Annotated in this window: 25 protein-coding genes; 10 read left to right on the top strand and 15 right to left on the bottom strand. The window is 63.9% G+C overall.

Annotated elements, in window-relative coordinates:
• The 6 genes from F1542_RS14500 to folK form a co-directional block, all read right to left on the bottom strand.
• On the bottom strand, positions 1–514 hold a 514-nt coding region (locus F1542_RS14500), incomplete at its 3' end, for a ribonuclease III family protein (protein WP_193733654.1).
• A gap of 2 nt (positions 515–516) precedes the next feature.
• The gene (lepB, locus tag F1542_RS14495; protein ID WP_193733658.1) at positions 517–1323 is read right to left on the bottom strand and encodes a signal peptidase I; all 807 of its coding nucleotides are present in this window, start codon (positions 1321–1323) and stop codon (positions 517–519) included.
• Positions 1324–1449: 126 nt separating this feature from the next.
• Positions 1450–1863, bottom strand: coding sequence for a holo-ACP synthase (gene acpS / locus F1542_RS14490; RefSeq protein WP_193733653.1), 414 nt, complete (start codon positions 1861–1863; stop codon positions 1450–1452).
• 3 nt (positions 1864–1866) lie between these two features.
• A complete protein-coding gene (locus F1542_RS14485) occupies positions 1867–4152 on the bottom strand; it encodes a bifunctional (p)ppGpp synthetase/guanosine-3',5'-bis(diphosphate) 3'-pyrophosphohydrolase (RefSeq protein WP_193733657.1) in 2286 nt (761 codons plus the stop codon).
• Positions 4153–4212: 60 nt separating this feature from the next.
• Entirely contained in the window at positions 4213–4608 is a 396-nt protein-coding gene (gene rpoZ / locus F1542_RS14480) for a DNA-directed RNA polymerase subunit omega (protein WP_193733652.1), read from the bottom strand.
• 82 nt (positions 4609–4690) lie between these two features.
• Positions 4691–5227: a 2-amino-4-hydroxy-6-hydroxymethyldihydropteridine diphosphokinase gene (folK, locus tag F1542_RS14475; protein ID WP_193733651.1), complete on the bottom strand. Its 537-nt coding sequence runs from the start codon at positions 5225–5227 to the stop codon at positions 4691–4693.
• A gap of 194 nt (positions 5228–5421) precedes the next feature.
• Here folK and F1542_RS14470 point away from each other — a divergent pair, with 194 nt between their 5' ends.
• On the top strand, positions 5422–6030 hold the full coding sequence (locus F1542_RS14470; protein WP_193733650.1) for an NYN domain-containing protein: 609 nt from the start codon (positions 5422–5424) through the stop codon (positions 6028–6030).
• A 55-nt stretch (positions 6031–6085) separates the two neighbouring features.
• Here the strand turns inward: F1542_RS14470 and F1542_RS14465 are convergent, their stop codons facing one another.
• Complete coding sequence (locus F1542_RS14465) at positions 6086–7582, bottom strand: malate:quinone oxidoreductase (protein WP_193733649.1); 1497 nt, start codon at positions 7580–7582, stop codon at positions 6086–6088.
• On the opposite strand from F1542_RS14465, the gene F1542_RS14460 reads away from it, so the two are divergent.
• Positions 7581–7937: a hypothetical protein gene (locus tag F1542_RS14460; protein ID WP_193733648.1), complete on the top strand. Its 357-nt coding sequence runs from the start codon at positions 7581–7583 to the stop codon at positions 7935–7937. The genes F1542_RS14465 and F1542_RS14460 overlap by 2 nt on opposite strands.
• Here the strand turns inward: F1542_RS14460 and F1542_RS14455 are convergent.
• Positions 7925–8878, bottom strand: a complete 954-nt coding sequence (locus F1542_RS14455) for a bifunctional enoyl-CoA hydratase/phosphate acetyltransferase (RefSeq protein ID WP_193733647.1) — start codon at positions 8876–8878, stop codon at positions 7925–7927. The genes F1542_RS14460 and F1542_RS14455 overlap by 13 nt on opposite strands.
• Positions 8879–9033: 155 nt before the next feature.
• Here F1542_RS14455 and F1542_RS14450 point away from each other — a divergent pair, with 155 nt between their 5' ends.
• Positions 9034–9936: an NAD(P)-dependent oxidoreductase gene (locus F1542_RS14450; protein ID WP_346011966.1), complete on the top strand. Its 903-nt coding sequence runs from the start codon at positions 9034–9036 to the stop codon at positions 9934–9936.
• Positions 9937–10057: 121 nt separating this feature from the next.
• On the opposite strand, the gene F1542_RS14445 is transcribed toward F1542_RS14450, so the two are convergent.
• A complete protein-coding gene (locus F1542_RS14445; protein WP_193733645.1) occupies positions 10058–10912 on the bottom strand; it encodes a squalene/phytoene synthase family protein in 855 nt (284 codons plus the stop codon).
• A 129-nt stretch (positions 10913–11041) separates the two neighbouring features.
• On the opposite strand from F1542_RS14445, the gene F1542_RS14440 reads away from it, so the two are divergent.
• Positions 11042–11650, top strand: a complete 609-nt coding sequence (locus F1542_RS14440) for a superoxide dismutase (protein WP_193733644.1) — start codon at positions 11042–11044, stop codon at positions 11648–11650.
• Between the two features lie 77 nt (positions 11651–11727).
• On the opposite strand, the gene F1542_RS14435 is transcribed toward F1542_RS14440, so the two are convergent.
• Together F1542_RS14435 and yajC are read right to left on the bottom strand one after the other, a co-directional pair.
• Complete coding sequence (locus F1542_RS14435; RefSeq protein ID WP_408886257.1) at positions 11728–13164, bottom strand: sugar porter family MFS transporter; 1437 nt, start codon at positions 13162–13164, stop codon at positions 11728–11730.
• An 86-nt stretch (positions 13165–13250) separates the two neighbouring features.
• Positions 13251–13640, bottom strand: coding sequence for a preprotein translocase subunit YajC (gene yajC / locus F1542_RS14430; protein ID WP_193733642.1), 390 nt, complete (start codon positions 13638–13640; stop codon positions 13251–13253).
• A 172-nt stretch (positions 13641–13812) separates the two neighbouring features.
• Here yajC and F1542_RS14425 point away from each other — a divergent pair, with 172 nt between their 5' ends.
• The 3 genes from F1542_RS14425 to mutT all read left to right on the top strand — a co-directional run bounded on the left by F1542_RS14425 (position 13813) and on the right by mutT (position 17085).
• Positions 13813–14685, top strand: a complete 873-nt coding sequence (locus tag F1542_RS14425) for an ATP-binding protein (RefSeq protein WP_193733641.1) — start codon at positions 13813–13815, stop codon at positions 14683–14685.
• A gap of 271 nt (positions 14686–14956) precedes the next feature.
• A complete protein-coding gene (locus tag F1542_RS14420; RefSeq protein ID WP_227672760.1) occupies positions 14957–16078 on the top strand; it encodes an aromatic ring-hydroxylating dioxygenase subunit alpha in 1122 nt (373 codons plus the stop codon).
• Complete coding sequence (gene mutT, locus F1542_RS17415; protein ID WP_193733640.1) at positions 16075–17085, top strand: 8-oxo-dGTP diphosphatase MutT; 1011 nt, start codon at positions 16075–16077, stop codon at positions 17083–17085. Before F1542_RS14420 ends, mutT begins: the two co-directional genes overlap by 4 nt.
• 63 nt (positions 17086–17148) lie before the next feature.
• On the opposite strand, the gene F1542_RS14410 is transcribed toward mutT, so the two are convergent.
• Positions 17149–18066, bottom strand: a complete 918-nt coding sequence (locus F1542_RS14410) for an SMP-30/gluconolactonase/LRE family protein (protein ID WP_193733655.1) — start codon at positions 18064–18066, stop codon at positions 17149–17151.
• Between the two features lie 96 nt (positions 18067–18162).
• Between F1542_RS14410 and F1542_RS14405 the strand changes: the two genes are divergently transcribed.
• Positions 18163–18921: a molybdopterin-binding protein gene (locus tag F1542_RS14405; protein ID WP_193733639.1), complete on the top strand. Its 759-nt coding sequence runs from the start codon at positions 18163–18165 to the stop codon at positions 18919–18921.
• Positions 18922–19065: 144 nt separating this feature from the next.
• Here the strand turns inward: F1542_RS14405 and F1542_RS14400 are convergent, their stop codons facing one another.
• The 3 genes from F1542_RS14400 to F1542_RS14390 all read right to left on the bottom strand — a co-directional run bounded on the left by F1542_RS14400 (position 19066) and on the right by F1542_RS14390 (position 21264).
• Positions 19066–20022 carry an acetyl-CoA carboxylase carboxyltransferase subunit alpha gene (locus F1542_RS14400; protein ID WP_193733638.1) on the bottom strand — a complete coding sequence of 319 codons (957 nt, stop codon included), beginning with the start codon at positions 20020–20022 and terminating at the stop codon, positions 19066–19068.
• Positions 20023–20097: 75 nt separating this feature from the next.
• Entirely contained in the window at positions 20098–21021 is a 924-nt protein-coding gene (locus F1542_RS14395; protein WP_193733637.1) for a tyrosine recombinase, read from the bottom strand.
• A gap of 15 nt (positions 21022–21036) precedes the next feature.
• Positions 21037–21264 carry a hypothetical protein gene (locus F1542_RS14390; protein WP_227672759.1) on the bottom strand — a complete coding sequence of 76 codons (228 nt, stop codon included), beginning with the start codon at positions 21262–21264 and terminating at the stop codon, positions 21037–21039.
• Positions 21265–21392: 128 nt separating this feature from the next.
• On the opposite strand from F1542_RS14390, the gene aroB reads away from it, so the two are divergent.
• Both aroB and F1542_RS14380 read left to right on the top strand, forming a co-directional pair.
• On the top strand, positions 21393–23126 hold the full coding sequence (gene aroB, locus F1542_RS14385) for a 3-dehydroquinate synthase (protein ID WP_193733635.1): 1734 nt from the start codon (positions 21393–21395) through the stop codon (positions 23124–23126).
• A gap of 279 nt (positions 23127–23405) precedes the next feature.
• Positions 23406–24229, top strand: an 824-nt coding sequence (locus F1542_RS14380) for an outer membrane protein (RefSeq protein WP_193733634.1), incomplete at its 3' end; no start/stop codon positions are given.

The following is a 24229-nucleotide window of genomic DNA, read 5'->3' as shown; positions in this document are numbered from 1 at the left end:
GGCGGGCCTGGGCCACGATGGATTCATTCCACATCCGCCGCACGAAGGCGCGGGCGGGGTCCAGCCCGCCATCCAGGTACATGGCGCCCAGTATGGCCTCAACCGCATCGGCCAGCACGTTGGCCATCTGGCGCACGCCCGCGCGGGCCTCGTGCTCGGCCACGTCCAGCGCCGACTGCAGCCCCATGACATGGGCCACCTGCGCCAGCACCGTGCGGGAGACGAGATGCGCGTGACGGGGACCCAGCGCGCCTTCCTGCTCATCGGGGAAGCGTTCCAGCAGCCATTCGGCCATGAGTAGGCCAAGCACCCGGTCGCCTATGAACTCCAGCCGTTCGTTGGACCCGACCCCGCGCTTCGCCACGCTCTGCCGCGCCCGACGGCCACCATTGCGCTCATGCGCTGCGGAACGATGGGTCAATGCGCGCAACAGCAGGTCGGCCCGCGTGAAATGATATCCCAGACATGCCTCCAGCCGGGTGATTTCCGCCGCGGGCACGCGTTCGGCCTCCATGATCAGTGAATCCCCATGAACAGGCGGTTCCAGCGGATTTCGACCGGCCAGTACCAGACCTGCCAGAATGGATGGGCATTATCGACGGACATGAAGATCCATTTGGCCTGCCCCACCAGGTTTTCCATTGGAACGAAACCAAGGTCCTGCGGTTCATCCCCCATGAAGCGGCTGTCGGCGCTGTCATCGCGGTTGTCGCCCATGGCGAAGAAATAGCCCGGCGGCACGACGTATTCCGGGGTGTCGTTCTTGCCCCCTTCATCCGTCAGTTTCAGGATGTCATGGGCAACAGGTCCATGGCCGCCACTGCCGGGCAGGATTTCACGGTACCGTTCGCCATCCATATGGGTGCGATGTTCGTCTATCGCAGTATATTCGCCTTCCGGCTCACGCGGGACCTGCTGCCCGTTCAGGAACAGCTTGCCTTCGCGCATCTGCACCGTGTCACCGGGCAGGCCGACGATACGCTTGATGTAGTCGATGGACGTGTCCTTGGTGAAACGGAACACCGCCACATCGCCACGGTGCGGGGAACTGTTGAAGATCCGCCCCTCGAACAGGTTGGGCGAACCGGGCAGCGCATAGCGCGAATAGCCGTAGCTGTATTTGGCCACCCACACATAATCCCCGACCTGCAGGGTCGGGATCATGGACCCGGACGGGATGTTGAACGGCTCAAACAGCACCGTGCGGACGCTGATGGCCAGAACCCCGGCAATCACGACGGTGCGCACCAGGTCCAGCAGGCCACCGTCCCGACGCGCCGCGTCTGGTCCCGATGGGGGGGAAATCGTCTTGTTATCGTCCATTGGCATACTTGTTCTTCAATCCGGATCTGGCATCGACCGGACAGGCAGTGCCGGACGAATAACGTGCGGATCAAGCCCGCGCACCCCCCACCTGTCAAGCATTGCCCATGCGGGCGTGACAGGCGATCAGGATCCGCCGGCCTTTTCCGCCATGATCATGACCTGCGCGAAGGCATAGGGATGTTCATCGGTCATGGTCAGGAAAATCCGTGCCACATGTCCGTCCGGCACCAATGTATCCAGCCGCGCCAGCGCCCCGCCTGCCAGCCGCATGACCGGCTGGCCCGTGGGCAGGTTTTCAACCCCCATGTCACGATGGAACACGCCCTGTGCAAAGCCTGTGCCCAGCGCCTTGGCACAGGCTTCCTTTGCCGCCCACCGCTTGGCATAGGTCCCCAGCCGCGCGGTTCCCTGCCTGCGCGCGGCGGCGGCGCGTTCGGGCGCGGTAAAGACCCGCTGCTCGAACCGTGTCCCATGTCGCGACAGGACGGTTTCAATCCGCCTTGCATCACACAGGTCGGACCCGATGCCGATCAGCATGGCCTAGCCCCTGGCCCGCTCGACCTGTACCACCCCACGGGCGGCACGCAGCGCCACCATGATGGCGGTCAGGTGCCGCAGGTCCCGTACCTCGATATCAGCAAGGATTTCCATGAATTCAAGCTGGCGGTTGACGATACGCAGGTTGACCAGCACCCCTTCATGCTTGGCGGCGATATTGGTCAGCGTCGCCAGCATGGCCGGTTCGTTGGCCGTCACCACGCTCAGCCGCCCGATATAATGGCCGGTGGCATGGCGCGCGATGAGGTCGTAATCCCAGTCCAGGTCCATGAACCGCTCAGGGGTTGCGGCAAAGCTTTCCAGCGTCTGGCACCCCAGCGTATGCACCGTGATCCCCTTGCCGGTGGACACGATGCCCACGATCCGGTCACCCGGCAGCGGGTGGCAGCACCCGGCAAAATGCACCGCCATGCCAGCACCCACGCCCGCCAGCGCCATGCCCGCGGCTGGCTTGCGCCGCCCTGCCGCCCCGCCGGGGGTCGCCATGGGCGCACGCATGGACAGCCCTGGCACCATGCGTGGCGCACGCGGCGCGCGACGCAGTTCGGGATAGGCCAGCTGCACAACTTCACGCGCGGACTGGTTGCCGTTGCCCACCGCCACGTACAGGTCGGGCACCGACTGCATCCGCAGGTCCTTGAGCAGGCTGTCCAGCACCTTTTCCGACCCGTCCACGCCTTCCTGCCGGAAGGCTTTGGCCAGCGCCACGCGGCCACTTTCCAGATGGGCCTCGCGCTGCTGCAGCGCCACATGGCGGCGGATACGCGCACGCGCCTTGCCGGTGACGACAAAGCGTTCCCATGACGGCGAGGGCGTGCCCCCGCGCGCGGTCATGATCTCGACCTGGTCCCCATTCTGCAGTTCATGGCGCAACGGCATGAGACGGCCATTGATACGCGCGCCAACGCAGCTGTCGCCCACCTGGCTGTGCACGGCATAGGCGAAATCGACCGGCGTCGCCCCACGCGGCAGCGAAATCAGCTGCCCCTTGGGCGTGAAGCAGAAAACCTGGTCCTGATAGAGTTCGAGCTTGGTGTTCTCGAGGAACTCATCAGGCGCCGCCGAGTCCTCAAGGATGTCGAGCAAATCCTGCACCCAACGCAGGCCGGAGACGACGCCCTTGGTCTCCCTGCCCGTCGCGGCATCGGGCAACTGCTTGTACAGCCAGTGGGACGCGACCCCGTTTTCGGCCACGTCATGCATTTCCGGCGTACGGATCTGGACCTCGATCTTCTGGTTGCGCGGATGACGCAGGGTCACGCCGGTATGCAGGCTCTGGTAACCATTGGCCTTGGGAGTGGAGATATAGTCCTTGAACCGCCCGGCAATGACCGGATAGGCAGCATGCACCGCGCCCAGCGCCACGTAACAGGCTTCGCGTGATGGCACGAGAATGCGGAACGCCATGATGTCGGACAGCTGTTCAAAGGCGACATTGCGCCGCTGCATCTTTTCCCAGATGGAATAGGGCGTCTTTTCGCGCCCCGTCACCTCCACGCCTTCCAGCCCGGCCTGCGCGCACAGGGCCTGCAGCTCGCGGCGGATTTCCTCGATCACATCCGCGCCCTGCCCGCGCAGGTAGTTCAGGCGCGCGCGGATGGTCGCCATCGCCTCGGGCTCAAGGGCCGCGAACGACAGGTTCTGCAGTTCCACCTTCACCTTGTCCATGCCGATACGGCCGGCAAGGGGGGCGTAGATTTCCATGGTTTCGCGCGCGATGCGTTGGCGTCGGTCCAGACGCTGCACGTAATGCAACGTGCGCATGTTGTGCAGGCGGTCGGCCAGCTTGACCAGCAGCACGCGGATATCGCGCGACATGGCCAGCACCAGCTTGCGGAAGTTTTCCGCCTGCTTGGTACGGTCCGACTGCAGTTCCAGCCGTGTCAGCTTGGTGACGCCATCCACCAGTTCGGCAACGGTATTGCCGAATTCGCTGCGCAACTGCTGCTGGGTGACACCCGTATCCTCGATCGTGTCATGCAGCAGCGCCGTGATGATCGAGGCGGTATCAAGATGAAAGCCCGCCAGTATGTTGGCGACGGCCAGCGGGTGGGTAATGTAGGGATCGCCGTTATCGCGCGCCTGCCCCGCATGGGCGGCCTTCGCCACGTCAAACGCGCGGCGGATCAGGTCCGTATCGGCGCCGGGATCATACGCCAGCACGCGACGGATCAGGCCGTCGCATGAAACCGCGCGTTCCCCTTCCCCCCGCGTGGCGGGAAGGGCGGCAGCGCCTGCCGTCACTCCGCCCGTGACCGGCACGGGCATGGAGGAAGATGTCGTTTCCGATCTGACCGGGTCAGTCACCTTCCACCCCTTCGTCAGATGTTACCGGCCCCGTCCACTCAGGGCCGCCTCAACCGAGGCCTCAAGTTCTTCAGCCGACATGCCGCCGCTGGCATTGCGTGCCTCTTCCTCGGCCGAAACATCCTGCAGGCCGAAGATGTTCTGCTCGGTCGGGATCAGGTCGACCACTTCCTCATCGGCAGGCTCCGGCTCCGGCGCGCGGGCCAGCGAGCGGACAAGGTCGCTGCGGATCTGGTCCAGACTGACGGTCTGGTCCGCGATCTCACGCAGGGCGACAACGGGGTTCTTGTCGTTATCGCGGTCAATCGTCATTTCCTCGCCACGGGACAGGGCGCGTGCGCGCTGGGCCGCCAGCAGCACCAGTTCAAAACGATTGGGAACCCGCTCAACGCAGTCCTCGACAGTGACGCGTGCCATCAGGCCTGAACTCCGGTTGTTAATTGGTTGTGTTGATCAGAATTTACCTTACTACCCCCGCCCCTGTCCTGATGCAAGCATTTCAGTCCACCCGCGCGGCCATGGGCGCAATGTCCTGTCCCGCGACAGCGGGCAGGAAGGCGTCGATCCCCTGCCCTGTCACCGGGTCGCGCCAGTCCGGCATGACATCACGCAGCGGCAGCAGCACGAAAGCCCGCCCGGTCGCGCGCGGGTGCGGCACAACCGGATCGGGGCTGGCGCGGACAAGGTCGCCCATGGTGATGATGTCAAGGTCCAGCGGGCGGGCGGCATTGGCCACCGTGCGCCTGCGTCCGGCCGCGGCCTCAATTTCATGCAGGCGCGCCAGCAGCCATGCCGGGTCCACCCGACCCGACAGGCGCACGACTCCGTTCACATAGGGTGGCTGGCCTGAAGGCGGCACCGGGGCACTTTCATACCAGCGCGAAACCGCCACCGCCGACAGACCAGGCAGGCGGGCAAGCTGATCCACCGCCCACAGGCAGGTATCGGCCGCAGTTTCACCACTTTCGCGTGGCAGATTGGCACCTACCGCAATTGTTATATCACCAGAAATGGGCGCAGATTGCAGCATTGTCATGTAAAAACAGTGTCCGGGGCGGTTGCTGTCGGTTAGTAATCCCCGCATGGGGAACTTCCGGAAAGGATGTGGCTTCTATATATGCAGGGTTCATTTCTGCCAGACAACTTTCACTGCGCTGCAGAATACATGCAATGCAAAATTTGACACGGCTGTAACGCATTCACTTTTTTTGTTTCAGGGACAGACCATAAATGTTTTTTCAATCTCAGGAGCGGCTTTGTCTTTTTATAGACGGCACCAGCCTGTACTCCGCATCCCGCAATCTTGGATTTGAGGTCGATTATCGCAAGCTGCTGCAGTTTTTCCGTTCCAAGTCGAATGTACTGCGTGCCTATTACTATTCCGCCGTCCTGGATACCGAGGAATATTCACCCCTCAAGCCACTGACCGACTGGCTGGTCTATAACGGTTACACACTGGTGACCAAGAACGCGCGGGAGTTCATTGACCATAACGGCCGCCGCCGCGTGCGCGGCAACATGGATGTGGAACTGGCGGTGGACATGATGGAAATGGCCCCGCACATCGACCACGCCGTCCTGTTCAGCGGGGATTCGGATTTCCGTCGCCTGCTGGAATCCATGCAGCGCCAGGGCGTGCGCACCACCGTGGTCGGCTCGATCAAGACCTCGCCGCCGCTGATCGGTGACGAACTGCGCCGTCAGGCGGACCAGTTCATTGAACTGGCGGATATCGCAACCCACTTCATGCGCCGCCACATCGAAAACCGGCCACCGCGCAATGCCGCCCCACCGGTGCGCCATCCCGCCGACCAGATGAGCGAACACGACGAGGACTGAGACAGATCCCGCCCCGCCCGCCAGATCATGGCCGGGCGGGGTTTTTTCATCCGGTTCAGCCGTCCAGCTGCAATGCCGTGCGCGTGCGTTCGCGCACCTGCGCACACAGGGCCGCATCCTGCCCCAGCTTGGTGCCATAGGACGGAATCATTTCACGCAGGCGGGATTCCCACTGCGGCAGGCGATCGCCAAAGCAGCGCTGCAGCACCGTCAGCATGATCGGCGCCGCCGTGGAGGCACCGGGCGATGCGCCCAGCAGGCCCGCGATCGACCCGTTCCCTCCGGTCACCACTTCGGTGCCGAACTGCAGCACGCCGCCGCGCTTGGCATCCTTCTTGATGACCTGCACGCGCTGGCCTGCGGTGATCAGTTCCCAGTCTTCCTTGCGCGCGGTGGGAACGAAGTCACGCAGCGCCTTCAGGCGGTCCTCGCTGGACTGCATGACCTGCTGGATCAGGTATTTGGTCAGAGGCATGTTGTCGCGCGCCACAGCCAGCATCGCCCCGAGATTGTCCATGCGGATGGACCGCGGCAGGTCCAGCCACGACCCCTGCTTGAGGAACTTGGTCGAGAACCCGGCATACGGACCGAACAGCAGGCCACGCTGCCCATCGATCACGCGCGTATCCAGATGCGGCACCGACATGGGCGGCGCGCCGACCGATGCCTTGCCATACACCTTGGCATGGTGCTGCTGCACCACTTCGGGGTTGGTGCAGCGCAGGAACTGGCCACTGACGGGAAAACCGCCAATGCCACGGGCTTCGGGTATGCCGCTTTTCTGCAGCAGGTGCAGCGCGCCGCCGCCTGCGCCAATGAACACGAATTTGGCGCGCACCCTGCGCTCGCCACCGCCATGCATGGCGCGGACGGATACATCCCACCCGTTGCTGCCCGCAGGCTTGAGGTCTTCCACCTCATGCGCAAGGTTGAGGTCAAAGCCCGGCTTGCCCTGCAGCAGGTCGATCAGGCGATGGGTCAGCGCGCCAAAGTTCACATCCGTGCCCGCCGGGTGCCATGTGGCGGCCAACGGCTGTCCCGGCTTGCGATCCTGCATGACCAGCGGCATCCACTGGCGCAGCTGCCCATCATCGGTTGACAGCGACATGCCCTCAAACAGCGGATGTTCCTGCAGCGCCGCATGGCGCCTGCGCAGGAAATCGACATTTTCCGGTCCCCAGACGAAACTCATGTGCGGAATGGGATTGAGGAAATCGCGCGGCGAGGCGATCTGCCCCGATTCCACCAGATAGGACCAGAACTGACGTGAAACCTGAAAGGCTTCATTGACGTTCACGGCCTTGGAAATATCCACCACCCCGTCGGGGCGCAGCGGCGTGTAATTCAGTTCGCACAGGGCGGAATGGCCGGTGCCGGCATTGTTCCAGCCATTGGAACTTTCCAGCGCCACGTCATCCAGCCGCCCGAACAGGGCGATGGACAGGCCCGGTTCAAGCTGGCGCAGCAGCGCGCCCAGCGTTGCACTCATGATTCCGCCGCCAATCAGGACCACATCATAGGTGGAAGCGGCAGAGGAGGGATTCGAGGTCATGGCATTCTCCGGATCGGCATCGGAAACCCGCTGCGTGGCTGTTCATCGGCTGGACCGGGCAGCCACCCGGTGGCGCGGGGAACCCGGCCTGATTGCACGTTCATGTCAGTCACCGGCACACGGGGCGTGGCCCCACCGGCCGGGCAGTCGTCAGCCCTTTCCTTGCCACCATGTGCGCCAGGGCGGGGCATCATCTCTGCGCGAGGAAGGCAACCCGTACCGGCACGCGGGGGCCGGACGTCACGGTTCGTGCCGTGTCCACCGGCGGGAAAACGCCACCGGCCCGCATGGACAACATCGCGCGAGCGGGCTGCCCTTCCTTACACGCATCACACGGGACCGTCATCCGCATTGATCCATGCTGGCCACCGGATTCCCGCCGTAACCCTGCCGGATCATGACTGCCGCCACCATGCATGACAGCACGCGCACCGGCACGGGGTCGGCGCGACTGGTCAGGATCACCGGCACGCGCATGCCCATGACAATGCCCGCCGCCCGCGCCTGGCCAATGAAGGTCATCTGCTTGGCCAGAATATTCCCGGCCTCAAGGTCGGGCACCACCAGTATGTCCGCCTGTCCCGCCACGGGGGAGACTACGCCCTTGCAGCGCGCGGCTTCGGGACTGACGGCATTATCGAGCGCAAGCGGGCCGTCCAGCACCGCACCGGTAATCTGGCCGCGTTCGGCCATCTTGCACAATATGGCCGCATCCAGCGTCGATGGCAGGTCCGGATTGACCATCTCCACCGCCGACAGGACCGCCACCCTTGGCTGCGCCATACCCAGCATATGGCCAAGGTCGATGCTGTTCTGGACGATATCGCGCCGGGCTTCGAGGTCGGGGGCAATGTTCACCGCCCCGTCCGTCACCAGCAGCACGCGCGGGGCCTGTGGCGCATCAAGGACATAGACATGGCTCATGCGCCGGGTCGTGCGCAGGCCGCCTTCATGGTGTCCCAGTTCATGCAGGAAGATGCGCGAATGCAGCGATCCCTTCATCAGCGCCGCAACCGTGCCTTCATGCGCCATGCCCACGCCTACGCGGGCAGCGTCCCCATCGGTGGGCACGTCAACGATCCGGCAGCCAGACAGCGTGATGCCCGCACCCTGCGCCATCTGGTCAATCCGCCTGGCGGGGCCGATCAGCACAGGCGTGGCCAGACCCGCCTGCACAATTTCGGACGCCGCCTGCAACGCGGGCACGCTGCAGGGATAGACCACTCCCAGCGCCATGGGCGGGTGGTCGGCAAGGCTTTGTGCAAGGTCGTCAAAAAAATGCAGGCTGCGCATCATGGCTCCTTCCCGTGGCGGACAGGGTATGGCCACGTGATGCCACAGGACCCCGCCACCTTCCGCCATCATCTTTATGCGAGGCATGGCCGCCGCGCGGCATCGGGGCGTGACGTCGTGCATGCTATTGCCCACATTCAGGCATCGGCCCATGGGCCATTGCGCAACAGGCAAGGAGAAGCCGCATGTCCACCACTCCACTGATCGGTTTTGTCGGATTTGGGGCCATGGCGTCCCGCATGGGGGCCAATCTGGTCAAGGCTGGCTACCGGATCGTGGCCTATACCCCGTCGGGCAGGGGCGGCGATGGCAGCACCCGCTTCCTGCCCACCCCCCGCGCGCTGGCGCAGGAAGCCGATATTGTCGTGGCCTGCGTGCCGGATGACGAGGCACTGGACAAATCCATGAACGGTCCCGACGGCGTGCTGGCAGGCATGAAGTCCGGTGGCCTGCTGGTCAACACCAGCACGGTCGCACCCGAGACCTCCGTAGCCCTGTCGCGGACGGGACATGCACGCGGCATCGCCGTCATCGACGCGCCCGTAGCCGGCAGCACGCCGGAAGCGGAATCGGGCAACCTGATCGTGCTGGCCGGTGGCACGGCGGCCGATATCAGCCGCGCGCAAGGTGTGTTTGACGCCATTGGCCGCCTGACCATCCATGCAGGGCCTGCAGGCAGCGGGTCCAAGCTGAAGCTGGTCATCAATGGCATCATGGGGGCAAGCCTTGCAGTCGTGGCGGAAGGCGTCACCTACGGGCTGGCATCCGGGCTGGACCGGAACATGCTGTTTGACGCGCTGGATGAGGTGCCGGTGATCTCACCCCACCACAAGCGCAAGCTGAAAGCAGCGAAGGCGGGGGATTTCAGCCCGCAGTTTCCCGCCCGCCTCATGCAGAAGGACATGCGCCTGCTCATGACCGACGCGGCCCGACAGACAGCCCCCCTGCCCGCCATGTCGGCTGCAACCCAGAGCCTGTCGCTGACACGCCGCCGCCACCCGGACGAGGATTATTCCGCCCTGTTCGCCGTCATGGAAAGCATGGTGGCCAATACGCCATAACACACTGAAAAAAATAAAAGTTTTTGGCGAATCTTTTTTTTGCAGAAAGCTGCGAAGGACGCCGCCTTCTTGAAAAAAGGCGGCACCCGAAAACTTCCGTTATTTGTGGCAACGGACTGTTCTAGACCCACCCGCGCAACAGCGCGCCCATAACCGCCAGCCGGTCGCCCACCCCACGGGGGGACGCATCCCCATCACCCCCCACATGCCCGCGCATGTCGCGCAGGCCAAGGGCAGCGGGCAGCCCGGCGGCAAGGGCCGCGCGGGGCAGGCGTGGTCCCTCCCGCACCATCTCCAGCCATTCCCGTCCCTGCTGGCGCAACCCGTCACGCAGGGCAGCGATCTGGATGGGCGAGGCCTGTCCGGTGCGCAGGCCATCGCGCGTAAGCCCCTCCACCGCCAGCGCATCCTCGGGCAAGGGACAGCGCCCCGTGCGCAGTACGGCGGGTAGATGGCGCACCAGCGCCCCCACCGCGTAAATCCCGCCCATAAGACGTATGCGCGCCAGCAGCGTGGGATCGGCAAACCCCGCCGCCTGCGCCATGGCGACCTGTACCCCGCCCGCGCCATCCAGCATGGATGCCTGCCATGCTGCCCGGTCGGGCAGGCCGTCGAGTTCACATTCGCGTGCCATGATGATGCCCTCCAGCGTCTCGCGCCGCACCGTGCCCCGCGCCATCAGGTCCAGCAGCGCCGCCGCCGTGTCGTGGCGCTGCGCATTGCCGCTTTCCAGCACGTCACGCCACCACTGCAGCCGGATCAGGCCCGCCATCGGCCCCGCTACCGCCCATGACGCAGGCGTCGCCACCGCCCGCGTGCATTCATGGTTGAAGGCGATCAGCACCATGGCCGCCATGCGCGCGGCGGACGGCATGAACAGGGCGCAGAAAAAGCGGTCGGGGTCCGCCCGGCGCGCATCATGCAGGAACGACACGCCCCCCGTCGCCGGGGAGGATGCATCCATCCGCCCCGTCATGGCGTTTGCTCCCCAAGGCGTGGCAGGGGGGTGTTCATATGACCGTCACTTGACGCACCCGCTCCACACCCATAGCAATCTTGGTATGGCGGCTTCATGCCGCTCCTTGCAATTCCCAGGAGAATGTTCATGGCTTTCGAATTGCCGTCCCTTCCCTTCGCCTACAATGCCCTTGCCAACCGTGGCATGTGCCAGGAAACGCTGGAACTGCATCATGACAAGCACCATCAGGCCTATGTGACGGCGCTGAACGGATTTGTCGAATCCAAGCCGGAACTGCAGGGCAAGTCGCTTGAGGAAATCATCCTCATGGTCAAGGGCAAGCCCGACATGGCGCCCGTGTTCAACAATGCGGGACAGCACTGGAACCACATCCTGTTCTGGCAGAACCTGGCCCCCAAGGGCGGCGAGATCCCCTCATCCCTGTCCAAGAAGCTGGTCGAGGATTTCGGCAACATTGAAAAGTTCAAGGCCGATTTCAAGGCAGCCGCCGCATCGCAGTTCGGCTCGGGCTGGGCATGGCTGGTGCTGGGTTCCGATGGCAAGCTGAAGGTGACCAAGACCGCCAACGGCTCCAACCCGCTGGCCGAAGGCCAGGGCAAGGTGCTGCTGGGTCTGGATGTGTGGGAACACTCCTACTACCTCGACTTCCGCAACCGTCGCCCCGACTACATCACCAACTACCTGGACAAGCTGGCCAACTATGAGTTCGCCGAAGCACAGCTCCAGTCCGCCTGATTGCCTGGTTTCAGGTAACAGACCGAAAAACCCGGCCTTGCGCCGGGTTTTTTGCGTACCGGGTCATGGTGTGCGCTTCACACCCCGGAGGAATGCGCCCGCGTACCCAGCGCCCGCAACGGGGTGCCGCGCATCAGTTCCACCTCGATCTGTTCCAGCGTCATGCCACGTGTCTCGGGCACACGCAGCGCCACCATGACCATGAACACCGCATTCAGCCCGGCATAGCCCCACAGCACCCGCTCCGCCCCGAAGATTTCCAGCCCGGTCAGGAACGTGGCGCTGACCAGCATGTTGGCGATCCAGTTGGCGCAGGTAGAACACGCCATGCCGAATTCACGACCTCGCAGCGGCAGGATTTCGGCACAGATCAGCCACGTCAGCGGCCCTGCCGCGAATGCGAACGCCGCGACGAACAGCAGCATGAACACCCCCATGAGCAGCCGCATGCCCGGCATGGGCGGCATGCCACCCGCCACCACGGCTGCCTGCCCCGCCATGGCCAGCGCCATGACCGCAAAACCGCCGATCAGCATGGGCCTGCGCCCGATCCGGTCCACGCAGGTCGTGGCGATACAGGTGGACAGCAGGTTGATGATCCCGATCCCGACCGGCCCCCACACCTGCACATAATGGCCGTACCCCACCAGCCCGATGATATAAGGCGCGTAATACAGCACTGCGTTGATGCCGGAAAACTGCTGTGCCACCTGCAGCCCCACCGCCAGCCACATGGCCCGGCGGCAGTTCGAATCCTTCATGAAACTGCCGATCCCGTCGCGGCGCGCAGCCAGACGGGCCATGATGGCGTTGCGTTCGGCCATGACCAGCCGGGGCAGGCCACGCAGTTCGATCAACACGCGGCGGGCGTCACGCTCGCGCCCCTGCGCCAGCAGCCAGCGCGGGCTGGGTGGCAGGAACAGGACCCCCATCATGAAGACAAGGCCCGGAAAACCCACCACACCCAGCATCCACCGCCATCCGCCAAAATAGGAAAACAGCCCGTCGGACACGAACGCCGCCAGCAACCCGCATGAAATCATGAGCTGATAGCCCAGTATCATCGCGCCCCGGCGCCCGGAATCGGCAATTTCGGCGATATAAAGCGGCGTGGCGAACGTGGTCGCCCCCGTCGCCAGTCCCAGCATCAGCCGCGCCAGCATGAGCGTGCGGTAGGACGTGGATTCGGCACATAACAGGGGACCGATCACGAACAGTCCCGCCGTCAGCACCAGCGTGCGCTTGCGCCCGATCCGGTGCGACAGCCATGCAGCCCCCAGCACGCCCATCGCCGCGCCGAGCAGCATGATGCCCACCATGGATTCGCGCTGGAAATCCGACAGGATGAATTCCTGACTGATCAGGTCCAGCGCACCGGACATGACACCCGTATCAAGCCCGAACAGGATACCCGACAGCGCAGCAAGACCACCGATCAACCCCGCACGCCCCCGCAGGGCCGGCCCATGCCGGATGGTGGGGCCAGTCTCTGCGTCGCCAGGCTGCCTGTGCATCATGCCTACTCCTGATGTTACAGTAAGCAACGGCACAATGCGGGGGAAGTTCACCCCCGTCGGCACTCAGGCGGGGATAAAGGGCATCAGCCGTTCTTTGCCGGCTTGTCGGGGGTGGAATCATTGGCGGGCGTGCCCGCGCTGGTGATGACCGAACCGATGGTGTCACGCAGCACGTTCACACGCACGCCCGGCGCGATCTCGACTTCGACCTCGTTCGATTCCGCCTGTACTTTCTGCACCACGCCAATAATGCCGCCCGCCGTCAGCACCCGGTCGCCCCGGCGCAGGCTGGCAAGCTGATTGCGCAACTGCTTCTGCTTGACCTGCTGTGGGCGGATCAGCAGAAAATAGAAAATGGCGAACATGGCCACATACGGCAGCACGGCCATGATGCCGTCGCCACTCAGCAGGCCGCCGCCAGCCGACTGGGCATGGGCGGGTGTGGTCAGCAAATCATTGATAATAGAAGGCATTATGATCTTTCCGGCATAATGAGGAATTGAACGGGTTGCGGGTTTGCCATGCGGACCATAGTTTTCGCCTGTTTCCCGTCAAGGCGTTCGCCTGCCCCTGCTGGCCAACGCGCTCCGGATCGCCTGGTGGCATATGCCATCGCACACAGTCATGCTGGAATCAGGAACGACGATGGACAGCAACGCCCTTCCCCTTCTCGAACGCATTGCCGCGGCCCTTGAACGGCTGTCGCCGCCTGCCCCCTCGCTTGCGGGGCTGGAGCGGGCGGATGCCTTCATCTGGCATCCCGGCCTTGGCCGCCTGACGGCCGTACCCCATGTCGCCCATGTGGATATGGCCCTGCTGCAGGGCATCGACCGCCAGCGGCAGATGCTGCTGGACAACACGCTGCATTTCGCAGGCGGCCTGCCCGCCAACAACGCCATGCTGTGGGGCGCGCGCGGCATGGGCAAGTCGTCACTGGTCAAGGCGGCGCACGCGCAGGCGAACCTGGTGGACGGCAGGCCCGCCGCGCCAGGCAAGGGACGGCTGGTGCTGGTTGAAATCCAGCGCGAGGACCTGTCCACCCTGCCCGACCTGCTGGCGCTGCTGCGCGAAAGCCCGCGTCGCTTCATCGTTTTCTGCGATGACCTGTCGTTCGAGCGTGAAGATGCGGATTACAAGGCCCTGAAATCGGTGCTGGATGGCGGGATCGCCGGGCGGCCGCAGAACGTGCTGTTCTACGCCACGTCCAACCGCCGCCACCTGATGCCGCGCGAGATGATCGAGAACGAAAGTTCGACCGCCATCAACACGGCCGAAGCGACAGAGGAAAAGGTCTCGCTGTCCGACCGTTTCGGCCTGTGGATCGGATTCCACAACTGCGCGCAGGACACCTTCATGGACATGGTCCGTGCCTATGCCAGGGAGCGTGGCCTGCCGATCACGGATGCAGACCTGACCCGGCGGGCCAATGCGTGGTCGCTGTCCCGCGGTGGCCGGTCGGGCCGTGTCGCGTTCCAGTTCATTGAAGACCTGAGCGCGGAACTTTCCACCCGACCATGATCCATAACATGGATTGATCCATGTCCTGCCTGCCATGCTGGCGTCACCATCAACCACCATGGCAGCAGCGGGAAGGCGGCCAAGGGATGAGGCAGCAATATATTACAAAACATTATGGCGCTGAACCATTTGCCCTGAGGCTAAAAAACATCCTTAATATCGCCATGGCGGCACGATACAGGTCGGACGTGCACTCCCTTCCGGCATGTGACCGGTATCCTGTCCCATGGCACATCCGGCTGCCATGCCCTGTTAACAGTCAAGAGAGACAATGGATCAGTCGTTATCGCCTGACAGCATGCAGTCTTCCGCCCCGGTCACCGGGCGGGACCTGCGCCGAATTCGTGCCAACCCCGATTTCTGGTACCCCGTCGCCTGGTCGCGGGAGCTGAAGCCAGGCAAAACCATAGGCACCCGCTATGCCGGGCAGCCCATCGCCCTTGTCCGCCCCAAGGAAGGCGGCAGCGTGTTCGCGCTGGAAGACCGCTGCGCGCACCGCCAGGTCCCGCTGAGCAAGGGCACCGTCAAGGGCGAATCGGTCCAGTGCTGTTACCATGGCTGGGCCTATGGCCGGTCGGGGCGCTGCATTGACGTCCCCTATCTGGGCAAGGGCAAGCTGCCCAACGGGGTACGCACCTATCCCGTGCGGGAAGTCGATGGCCTGATTTTCATTTTCCCCGGAGATGCGGCCAAGGCGGAAACAACGCCCTTCCCCCGCCTGGCGGAAGTGGCCAACCCGGCGTACAAGACCCGCCGCTTCGGCCAGCTTGTGCACTGCCACTACAGTTTCATGCATGAGAACCTGATGGATATGAACCACCAGTTCATGCACATGAAGCAGATGGGCCAGATGAAGCCCCGTTTCCTGGGGCAGGAACGTGGTCCCGGACTGGTGGAAGCGCGCTACAGCTTCGCGCGTACCAGTGGCAAGCAGCCGATTGGCGAGGCGCTGATCTTTGGCCAGAAGCGCGACAACAGCGAAAAATTCGCCCATCGCGACGTCATGACCATCCGCACGACCTATCCCTATCAGACACTGCATATCCAGACAGGCGACAATGCCCCGGTCATGGACCTGTGGATCGCCTACGTGCCACAGGATGAGGCGGAACTGACCAACCGGGTTTTCGGGCTGCTGTCGATCAAGCGACCGGGCATTCCGGGCGTACTGGATCTGGCATGGCCGTTCCTGACCGCATTTACCGAACGGATCTTCCGTGAGGATCGTGAAATCGTGGAGCTGGAACAGAACGCCTGGTACGAACAGGGTGGGGACCGGAACCAGGAAATCTTCCCGGTCATATGCAACCTGCGCGAACTGCTGGTGGAATGCGGGCTACCGGCCGGACAGGATGCCCCGGCCCCGGTCGCCAGAGGTACCCTGCCCGTATGAGCGTGCAGGGATTACATGGTTCGGGCACCTTACTGGATGCCGGGGAATACCGCCTGCGTGAAGTCCGCACATCTGATGCGGGCACCATGCACAGGCTGATCAATGACTGGAGCGTGGTGCGGATGCTCAGCCGCGTTCCGTTCCCGTATTCGCTGGCGCTGACCGAGAACTGGATCGCTGCCACCATCGAACAGTCCCAGCGTGGCGAAGCCTATCATTTCGCCATTACATGCCCGGGCTCCGACCAGCCGGATTCGCTGATCGGGTGCCTCGGCCTGCGCATCAACGCCGCCGACCGGTCCTGTTCGCTGGGTTACTGGGTGGGCCGGGCGCACTGGAACCGCAAGGTCGCCACCACCACGGCGGGCCGACTGGCGCGCTGGGCGCTGGCCAACCTGCCGGTGGACCGCCTTACGGCATCTGCTGCACACGACAATCATGCATCCATCGCGGTGCTGAAGCGGATCGGTTTTCGGGAAAACGGGACGGGATCGCAGGAATTCGTCTCACGCGGGGGGGAATATCCCGTCCGCCTGTTCGAAGCACGCCATGCCGACCTGTCGGGGGAAGCAATGGCCGAGGAAATGGCCCAGGCGGCAGACAGCACCCGCAAGGTCGTACTGGTGGCGGCCGTGGCGTTGGTGGATTCGGATACCCGCGTGCTGCTGGCCCGCAGGCCTGAAGGCAAGTCCATGGCGGGTCTGTGGGAATTCCCCGGCGGCAAGGTCGAGGCGGGGGAAACGCCCGAAGAGGCCCTGATCCGCGAACTGGATGAGGAGCTGGGGCTGGATGTCGCGCGCTCCTGCCTTGCGCCGTTCACTTTCGTTTCCCACGATTACGGGCACTTTCACCTGCTCATGCCCGTTTATGTCTGCCATCGGTGGAAAAACACGCCGACCCCGCGCGAAGGACAGACCCTGAAATGGGTGGCGGCCAGCGACCTGCGGGATTACCCCATGCCCGATGCCGACCGGCCCCTGATCCCGCTGTTGCAGGATCTGCTGTAAAAGACTGCGGGAAGCAACCTGCAAATCATAAAGGTGCGGGATGCCCCACTACGCGCGGCATGATCAGTCCCGCCCCAGCGTCATGCCATGCATGGCATCGACTTCAGTAGCGGGAAATGCAACCGGCTCCTGTCCCGGTACATCGACAGACAGACTGAACAGGCTGCCCGCCTGCGGCATCCGCGCCAGACGTTCAGGGGACATGTTCTTGCGTGCGGTGGTGATATAGGCCGTGCGCAGGTCCGGACCGCCAAAGGCCACCTTGGTCACATTCAGCGCCCCGGGCACGGGAATGGATGGCAGGGCCGTGCCATCGGGCCTGAACCGTGCAATCCGTCCGCCGTTCCACACGCCAACCCATAACGTGCCCGCGCTATCGACCACCACGCCATCGGGATAGCCGTCACTGAGACGCGCGAAGACACGCCGGTTCGACAGGGTGCCATCATCCGCCAGATCGAATACGTAAATGATCCCGGCGGGGGAATGGTTATGGTACAGCCGCCGCCCGTCGGGGGAAATACCGGGACCGTTGGTGACAATATACCCTTCATCATGACGCAGCACATCCAGCCCGTCCGTCCTGCGGGTCACGGAATACAGCGCGCCGCTGGGCGTGCTTTCGCCATCATCCATGGTGCCGAACCACAGCCGTCCCTTCGAATCGACACAGCCGTCATTGATCCGGTTACCCGGCAGGCCAGGTTCAACCGCGACGTCCCTGTGAAATTCACCGCTGGTGGGATCCAGGCTGTACAATCCGTCCTTCAGTCCGCACATAAGCGTGCCGTCACTGACCGGCGTAACAAAACCGGGGCGCTGCGGCGTGGACCATGACGCGCGTGCCCCGCTGGCGGGATGGAAGCGGTGAATGGCCTGCCCGACGATATCGACAAAATAAAGTGCCTGTTCGCGCATGGACCACACGGGACCTTCGCCCAGTTGTGCCCGGATGTCCCATACACAGTGCAGGTATGGCATTGCTGCCGTATTCATGGCTTCTCCTTCCGGTAGGTAGGCTGTCGTTATAGGGTGGCGGGAAAGGTCCCTACCCACAACCTAGTGGAAACATGCATCATGAACCCCACCGCCTGCCTGCTGGTCATAGGCAATGAGATCCTGTCCGGTCGCACACAGGACGTAAACGTGCAGTATATTGCCCGCCGCCTGTCTGAAACCGGCATTACATTGAGCGAGGTCCGGATCATACCGGATATCCGCACCGTCATCGTGCGCAACGTGACCGAAGCCCGCGCCGCCTATGACAATGTCTTTACTACCGGCGGTATCGGGCCGACGCATGACGATATCACCTCCGCCTGCGTCGCGGAATCGTTTGGCGTGCCATGGGTCCACCACCCCGAGACGTTCCGCCTGCTTGAAGCGCATTTCACACCCGCCGAATTCAACGCCGCCCGCCAGCGCATGGCCACGATGCCGCAGGGTGCGGTGCCCATCCGCAATTCGGTTTCCGTCGCGCCCGGCTTCACCATGGGCAATGTCCATGTCATGGCGGGCGTGCCCCGCATCATGCGCGCGATGTTTGAGGAAGTGCTGCCCACCCTGCCCCACGGCACGCCGGTCGTGTCAGAGGCATGGCATGCCAATGGCCTGTATGAAGGCAGTCTGGCCGCCGGTCTGGAAATGATACAGCAGCGCCATCCCGACATCGACATCGGGTCCTATCCCTACCGCCTTGATGAAAGCAGCCGGGGCGTGTGCCTGTTGTGCAAGGGAACCGACGCGGAAGGTGTAAAGGCCGCATCCAGCGCCGTACGTGACCTGATCGAACGCCTGGGCTTTACCCCGCAGGCGGGTGAGCCGTCGAAGACGTGAAGCCTGCCATACCGCGTCCCGCACATCAAAAGGAACGCGTCTGGCAGCGCTTTTTTGAAAGACGTTTCAGGAATGCCGCCTTTTTGAAAAAAGGCGGCACCCAAAAAACTTTCATTACCTTTTCAGCCGCACGGTTGTCGCAGTTCAGGCGACGGCGTCACGCCCCATGGCCAGGAATTTCTCACGCCGCTGCGCCTTAAGCAGCACAGGGTCCTTGGCCTGCAATCCGGGCAGTTCGGCCGCAATGGCGTCCCCCACCGCGCGAATCGCGGCAGCCGGTTCACGCTGTGCGCCGCCCAGCGGTTCGGGAATGATCCGGTCGATCAGCCGCAACTGCAGCAGGTCCTGCGCCGTCAGCCTGAGCGCATCCGCCGCCGTGGAAGCCTGCTTGGGATCACGCCACAGGATGGAGGCACAGGCTTCTGGCGAAATCACGGAATAGATGGCGTGTTCCAGCATCATCACCCGGTCGCCAGCGCCCAGCGCCACGGCCCCGCCGGAGCCACCTTCGCCAATAACGGTGGCGATTACCGGCACCGGCACGCTCAGGCAGGTTTCGATGGAGCGCGCGATGGCTTCCGCCTGACCGCGCGCTTCCGCATCAATGCCCGGCCATGCGCCGGATGTGTCGATAAAGGTCAGGACCGGCAGGCCGAATCGCCCGGCCAGCTTCATCAGGCGCTGCGCCTTGCGATAGCCTTCAGGCCGGGCCATGCCGAAATTGTGCTTGAGCCGCGTTTCGATCTCGGCCCCGCGTTCGGTCCCGATCACCACCACGGGCGTACCCTTAAACCGGCCGACGCCGCCAATGATGGCCTTGTCATCACCAAACAGGCGATCACCGGCCAGCGGCGCGAATTCCGCAATCAGCGCATTGATGTAATCAAGCGTATGCGGGCGCTGGGCATGGCGGGCCACCTGCACCTTCTGCCATGGCGTCAGCTTGGCATAGGCCGTACGCAACTGCCGGTCGGCTTTTTCGCTCAACCGGGTGATCTCTTCGGCAATGTTGATCCCGTCCGGACCGGACATCCTGCGAAGCTCGTCGATCTTGTTCTCAAGTTCGGCGACCGACTTTTCGAAATCTAGAAACTGGCGCATGCGCTGCCGATAGCACAGCCTGCACGCCAGCCAAACATTTTCACGCAGGGAATCCGCCCTGCCATGCATTTTTGTCTATGTCGCCGCCGCGTCATGCATTGCCGACAGCGGATGATGCTGCGCCACGGCGTCACGCAGGCGGTCCAGCATCACGTGGGTATAGATCTGGGTCGTGGCGATATCGGCATGGCCCAGCAGCACCTGCAGCGCCCGCAGGTCCGCCCCATGCGCCAGCAGGTGTGTTGCGAAGGAATGCCGCAGCACATGGGGCGACAGCCGTTGCGGGTCCAGCCCCGCCCGCAGCGCCACATCATGCATGATCCGGTCAAAGCCCTGCCGCGTCATGGGCCGCGCCGCCCCCCGGCCGGGAAACAGGTATGGGCTTTTCCGCCCCGCATCCAGTTCCATCAATGCGCGCGCGGCGGCGCGGGCACGGGCGGACATGGGCACCATGCGTTCACGCCCGCCCTTGCCGCGCACCAGCATCATGCCGGGTGCGGCATCCAGCGCACGGCGCGGCAGTGACAGCAGTTCGGATATGCGCAGGCCCGATGCGTACAGCATTTCCAGCGCCGCCCGCGCCATAAGCAGCCTGCGCCTGCGCGCGGGTGTCGCGTCCGCTTCAGGTTCACACGCGGCCAGCAGCACCGTGACCTCCGCCTCCGACAGGAAACGTGGCAGGGGCGTGTCCAGGCGCGGGGCTTCCAGCAGGGCAGCAGGATTGTCGGGCCGCAGTCCCTCACGGGCCAGGAACAGGAAATACTGCTTGAGGCAGGACAGCCTGCGGGCCTGCGTGCGTGGGGCCAGTCCCTGCCGCGCAAGTCCCGACAGGTAGTCGCGCAGGTCGCCCTCCCCCGCATCAAGGGCAGAGACGCCACCCGCGTGCAGGGCCTGCATCATGTCCCCAAGATCCCGGGCATAGGCGCTGATGGTGTTCAGCGCCGCCCCACGCTCGGCCGCCTGCATTTCCAGAAAGGCGTCAACCCCATCCCCGGCCATGTCGTGGCCTGCTGCTTACCGCGTGGGAGCAGGCGCTGACCCCGCCACCGGGGCCAGCGGCGCCACCGGCAGGGGGGCAGGCGTGCCCAGCGCCGCAGGGGCCGCCGCCACGGGGGCGGCGAAAGCAATATCCCTGTGCACATCCTGCTGCACCAGCGCAGGCGGAAAGGCGCCGAGGGAGAAGAATCCCCCCACCGCGCACACGACCAGGACGCCTATGACGGCAATAACAATACGGATCATCCAACCGCTTTCCATATCCAGCATACCCGGTGACACATGACCGGGCCGGTGACACATTTTCACGCGCATGGCGGGACCCAGGCGCGGACTCTACCGGTTCCATCCTGCTGTATGTTAGGTTGTCCGGCATGTCACGCCAGATTCCCCCCGACCGGCCCACACCGGCCGCCTCATCGCTCGCCATACCGCTTGACCTCAATGCCGTTGGCCCCGCCATGCCACGGCAGCCGGGCAGTGGACGCACCATCGTGCTGGTCGGGCTTATGGGGGCGGGCAAGACGACGATCGGGCGCATCCTCGCCGCACGGCTGGGTGTGCCCTTTGTCGATTCGGATGAGGAAATCGAGCGGGCGGCCGGCTACACCATCGCAGACCTGTTCCAGAAATATGGCGAACCCGAATTCCGGCGCGGTGAACGTCTGGTCATCCGCCGCCTGCTGTCCGGCCCCCCCGTGGTGCTGGCGACGGGCGGGGGGGCATTCATGGATTCCCGCACGCGTGCGGGCGTACGCGAACACGCGATTTCCATCTGGCTGCGCTGCCCGCTGCCGGTGCTGCTGCAGCGCGTGGCCGACCGCACGCACCGGCCCCTGCTGAACGCAACATCCCCGCATGCGGTGCTGGCGGATCTCATGCGACTGCGCCATCCGGTCTATGCCGAAGCCGATATCATCGTGGATTGTGGAGACGACAACGTGGAACACAGCGCCGACCGTGTCATGCAGGCCCTGAAACATAACCAGCAGCCGCTGCGGGTGCCCGTACGGCTGGACCGCGCCAGCTATGATGTCGTGATTGGTCCCGACGTGATCCGGCGCGCGGGTGCGCTGCTGGCCCCCGTCCTGCCGCAGAAGCGCGTGATGATCCTGACGGATGAAACCGTATCCCCCCTGCACCTGCCCCGCCTGCTGGAAGGGCTGGAGGAAACCGGGATCCGCGCCGAAGTCATCACCATTCCCCCCGGGGAGAGTTCAAAGACCATTGGCATGTATGAACGCGTGACCAACGCCCTGCTGGAGGCGCATGTCGAACGCGGCACCACGGTCGTGGCGCTGGGCGGTGGCGTGGTGGGGGATCTGGCCGGTTTCTGTGCCGCGACCACGCTGCGTGGCCTGCCCTTCGTGCAGATCCCCACCACGCTGCTGTCGCAGGTGGATTCGTCCGTGGGTGGCAAGACCGGCATCAACACCCCGTTCGGCAAGAACCTGCTGGGCGCGTTCCACCAGCCCATCGCGGTACTGGCCGATACCTCCGCCCTTGCCACCCTGCCGGTACGTGAATTGCGCGCGGGCTATGCTGAAATCGTCAAGTCGGGGCTGCTGGGGGATGCCGGCCTGTTCGACTGGTGCGAACGCCACGGGGCGGACGTGCTGGATGGCGACCCGGCCATGCAGGCCGAAGCCATCCGCATGGCCTGCGCGTTCAAGGCGCGGGTGGTCATTGCGGATGAGCGCGAGGAACGCAAGGCCGATGGCCGCGCGCTGCTCAACCTTGGCCATACCTTCGGCCACGCGCTGGAAGCCGAGATGGGGTACAATGGCAGCCTTCTGCATGGGGAAGCCGTGTCCATCGGCCTGCGGCTGGCGTTCATGCTGTCGGTCCGGCTGGGCTACTGCCCGGCGGAAGACCTGGACCGCGTGACCCGTCACCTTGAACGGCTGTCCATGCCCGCGCGAATCAGCGATACGGGACGGAATTTCTCCGCAGCCCAGCTGGTGCGCAACATGCAGCGCGACAAGAAGATGCGCGACGGCCGCCTGTCCTTCGTGCTGGTGCGCGGCATTGGACGGGCCTTCACCTGCCGTGACGTGCCCGATGATGTCGTGCTGGACGTGCTGCGCGCGGATGGCTGCACGCCCTGATCCTGCATCTGTCCATGTGATATTTGTACAACGCCCTTTTCCGACCGATCCGATGGGGAAAGGGCATTTAATACTATCTCAATCTTTGGTCCGCACAACGATCCAGCCATGGACAGGTGCGGGCAGGTTTCCCGGCATTCCCGTCTAAGCCCCTTCCCGCTGGCATTGCGATAATGGCCCCCGGGCCAACTGTATCAACATGCATCAGGCCAGTGTGGAACATGCCCCCATCTCCACAAACAAGAAGGCGTCTGATCGAGTATCTTTAAGGACGGGAATATGCGTCTTCGCATGGTATTACTGGCGACCGCACTGGGCGCGGCGCCATTCGCCACCGCCATGGCCACAACGATTACAGGACCCTATGTCGATATTGGCGGCGGCTACGACCTGACCCAGACCCAGCATGCCCATGGCTTTGACAGGAACCAGTACGAAAACAACGTGAAAACCGATGGTTACCTTGACGCATCGGATAATGCCCGGCTGCTGAAGGAAGCCCATTCACGCGAACGCATGGAACATGGCGACGGCTGGACCGGATTTGCCACGTTCGGCTGGGGCTTCGGCAACGGCCTGCGCGCCGAAATCGAAGGGGATTACAACTGGTCCGCCCTGACAGGCTATCGGGACTCCACGGGCGATGGACGCCACCAGAGCGGCAGGACCAGCGGCAGTGACCGATCCTATGGCGGGTTCGTCAACGTGCTGTATGACATCGACCTCAAGCGCCTGTTCAACATCGACGTGCCCGTGACACCCTTCGTCGGTGTCGGCGCCGGTTACCTGTGGCAGAACGTGGATGCCAGCACCCCCATCACCAGCAGCCTGAACATACGCCAGAACGGCACGAATGGCAGCTTCGCCTATCAGGGCATCGTGGGTGCCGCCTATGACATCCCCGGCGTACCCGGCCTGCAGATGACCACCGAATACCGCATGATCGGACAGGTGGAATCCTTCGCCATGGGCAATATCAACCAGACAGGCGGCGGCGATCGCACGCTGAGCTACGACCATCGCTTCAACCACCAGTTCATCGTGGGCGTCCGCTACGCCTTCAACCACGCGCCGCCGCCACCGCCGCCAGCACCCGCCGTAGC

Source organism: Komagataeibacter sp. FXV3, from assembly GCF_015155755.1.
In the GTDB taxonomy this organism is placed as follows: Bacteria; Pseudomonadota; Alphaproteobacteria; order Acetobacterales; family Acetobacteraceae; genus Komagataeibacter.
The sequence above is the reverse complement of the archived record's forward strand: the minus strand, read 5'-3'. Positions and strand labels throughout refer to the sequence as shown.

Coding starts and splice junctions, on each gene's coding strand:
- F1542_RS14460 (WP_193733648.1), top strand. CDS start 7,581: ATGGCATTCTCCGGATCGGCATCGGAAACCCGCTGCGTGGCTGTTCAT.
- F1542_RS14455 (WP_193733647.1), bottom strand. CDS start 8,878: ATGATGCGCAGCCTGCATTTTTTTGACGACCTTGCACAAAGCCTTGCC.
- aroB (WP_193733635.1), top strand. CDS start 21,393: ATGTCACGCCAGATTCCCCCCGACCGGCCCACACCGGCCGCCTCATCG.
- F1542_RS14395 (WP_193733637.1), bottom strand. CDS start 21,021: ATGGCCGGGGATGGGGTTGACGCCTTTCTGGAAATGCAGGCGGCCGAG.
- F1542_RS14445 (WP_193733645.1), bottom strand. CDS start 10,912: ATGACGGGGCGGATGGATGCATCCTCCCCGGCGACGGGGGGCGTGTCG.
- acpS (WP_193733653.1), bottom strand. CDS start 1,863: ATGCTGATCGGCATCGGGTCCGACCTGTGTGATGCAAGGCGGATTGAA.
- lepB (WP_193733658.1), bottom strand. CDS start 1,323: ATGGACGATAACAAGACGATTTCCCCCCCATCGGGACCAGACGCGGCG.
- F1542_RS14435 (WP_408886257.1), bottom strand. CDS start 13,164: ATGCACAGGCAGCCTGGCGACGCAGAGACTGGCCCCACCATCCGGCAT.
- mutT (WP_193733640.1), top strand. CDS start 16,075: ATGAGCGTGCAGGGATTACATGGTTCGGGCACCTTACTGGATGCCGGG.
- F1542_RS14405 (WP_193733639.1), top strand. CDS start 18,163: ATGAACCCCACCGCCTGCCTGCTGGTCATAGGCAATGAGATCCTGTCC.
- F1542_RS14440 (WP_193733644.1), top strand. CDS start 11,042: ATGGCTTTCGAATTGCCGTCCCTTCCCTTCGCCTACAATGCCCTTGCC.
- rpoZ (WP_193733652.1), bottom strand. CDS start 4,608: ATGGCACGCGTCACTGTCGAGGACTGCGTTGAGCGGGTTCCCAATCGT.
- F1542_RS14425 (WP_193733641.1), top strand. CDS start 13,813: ATGGACAGCAACGCCCTTCCCCTTCTCGAACGCATTGCCGCGGCCCTT.
- F1542_RS14410 (WP_193733655.1), bottom strand. CDS start 18,066: ATGCCATACCTGCACTGTGTATGGGACATCCGGGCACAACTGGGCGAA.
- F1542_RS14465 (WP_193733649.1), bottom strand. CDS start 7,582: ATGACCTCGAATCCCTCCTCTGCCGCTTCCACCTATGATGTGGTCCTG.
- F1542_RS14420 (WP_227672760.1), top strand. CDS start 14,957: ATGGATCAGTCGTTATCGCCTGACAGCATGCAGTCTTCCGCCCCGGTC.
- F1542_RS14390 (WP_227672759.1), bottom strand. CDS start 21,264: ATGATCCGTATTGTTATTGCCGTCATAGGCGTCCTGGTCGTGTGCGCG.
- F1542_RS14470 (WP_193733650.1), top strand. CDS start 5,422: ATGTTTTTTCAATCTCAGGAGCGGCTTTGTCTTTTTATAGACGGCACC.
- folK (WP_193733651.1), bottom strand. CDS start 5,227: ATGACAATGCTGCAATCTGCGCCCATTTCTGGTGATATAACAATTGCG.
- yajC (WP_193733642.1), bottom strand. CDS start 13,640: ATGCCTTCTATTATCAATGATTTGCTGACCACACCCGCCCATGCCCAG.
- F1542_RS14485 (WP_193733657.1), bottom strand. CDS start 4,152: ATGCCCGTGCCGGTCACGGGCGGAGTGACGGCAGGCGCTGCCGCCCTT.
- F1542_RS14400 (WP_193733638.1), bottom strand. CDS start 20,022: ATGCGCCAGTTTCTAGATTTCGAAAAGTCGGTCGCCGAACTTGAGAAC.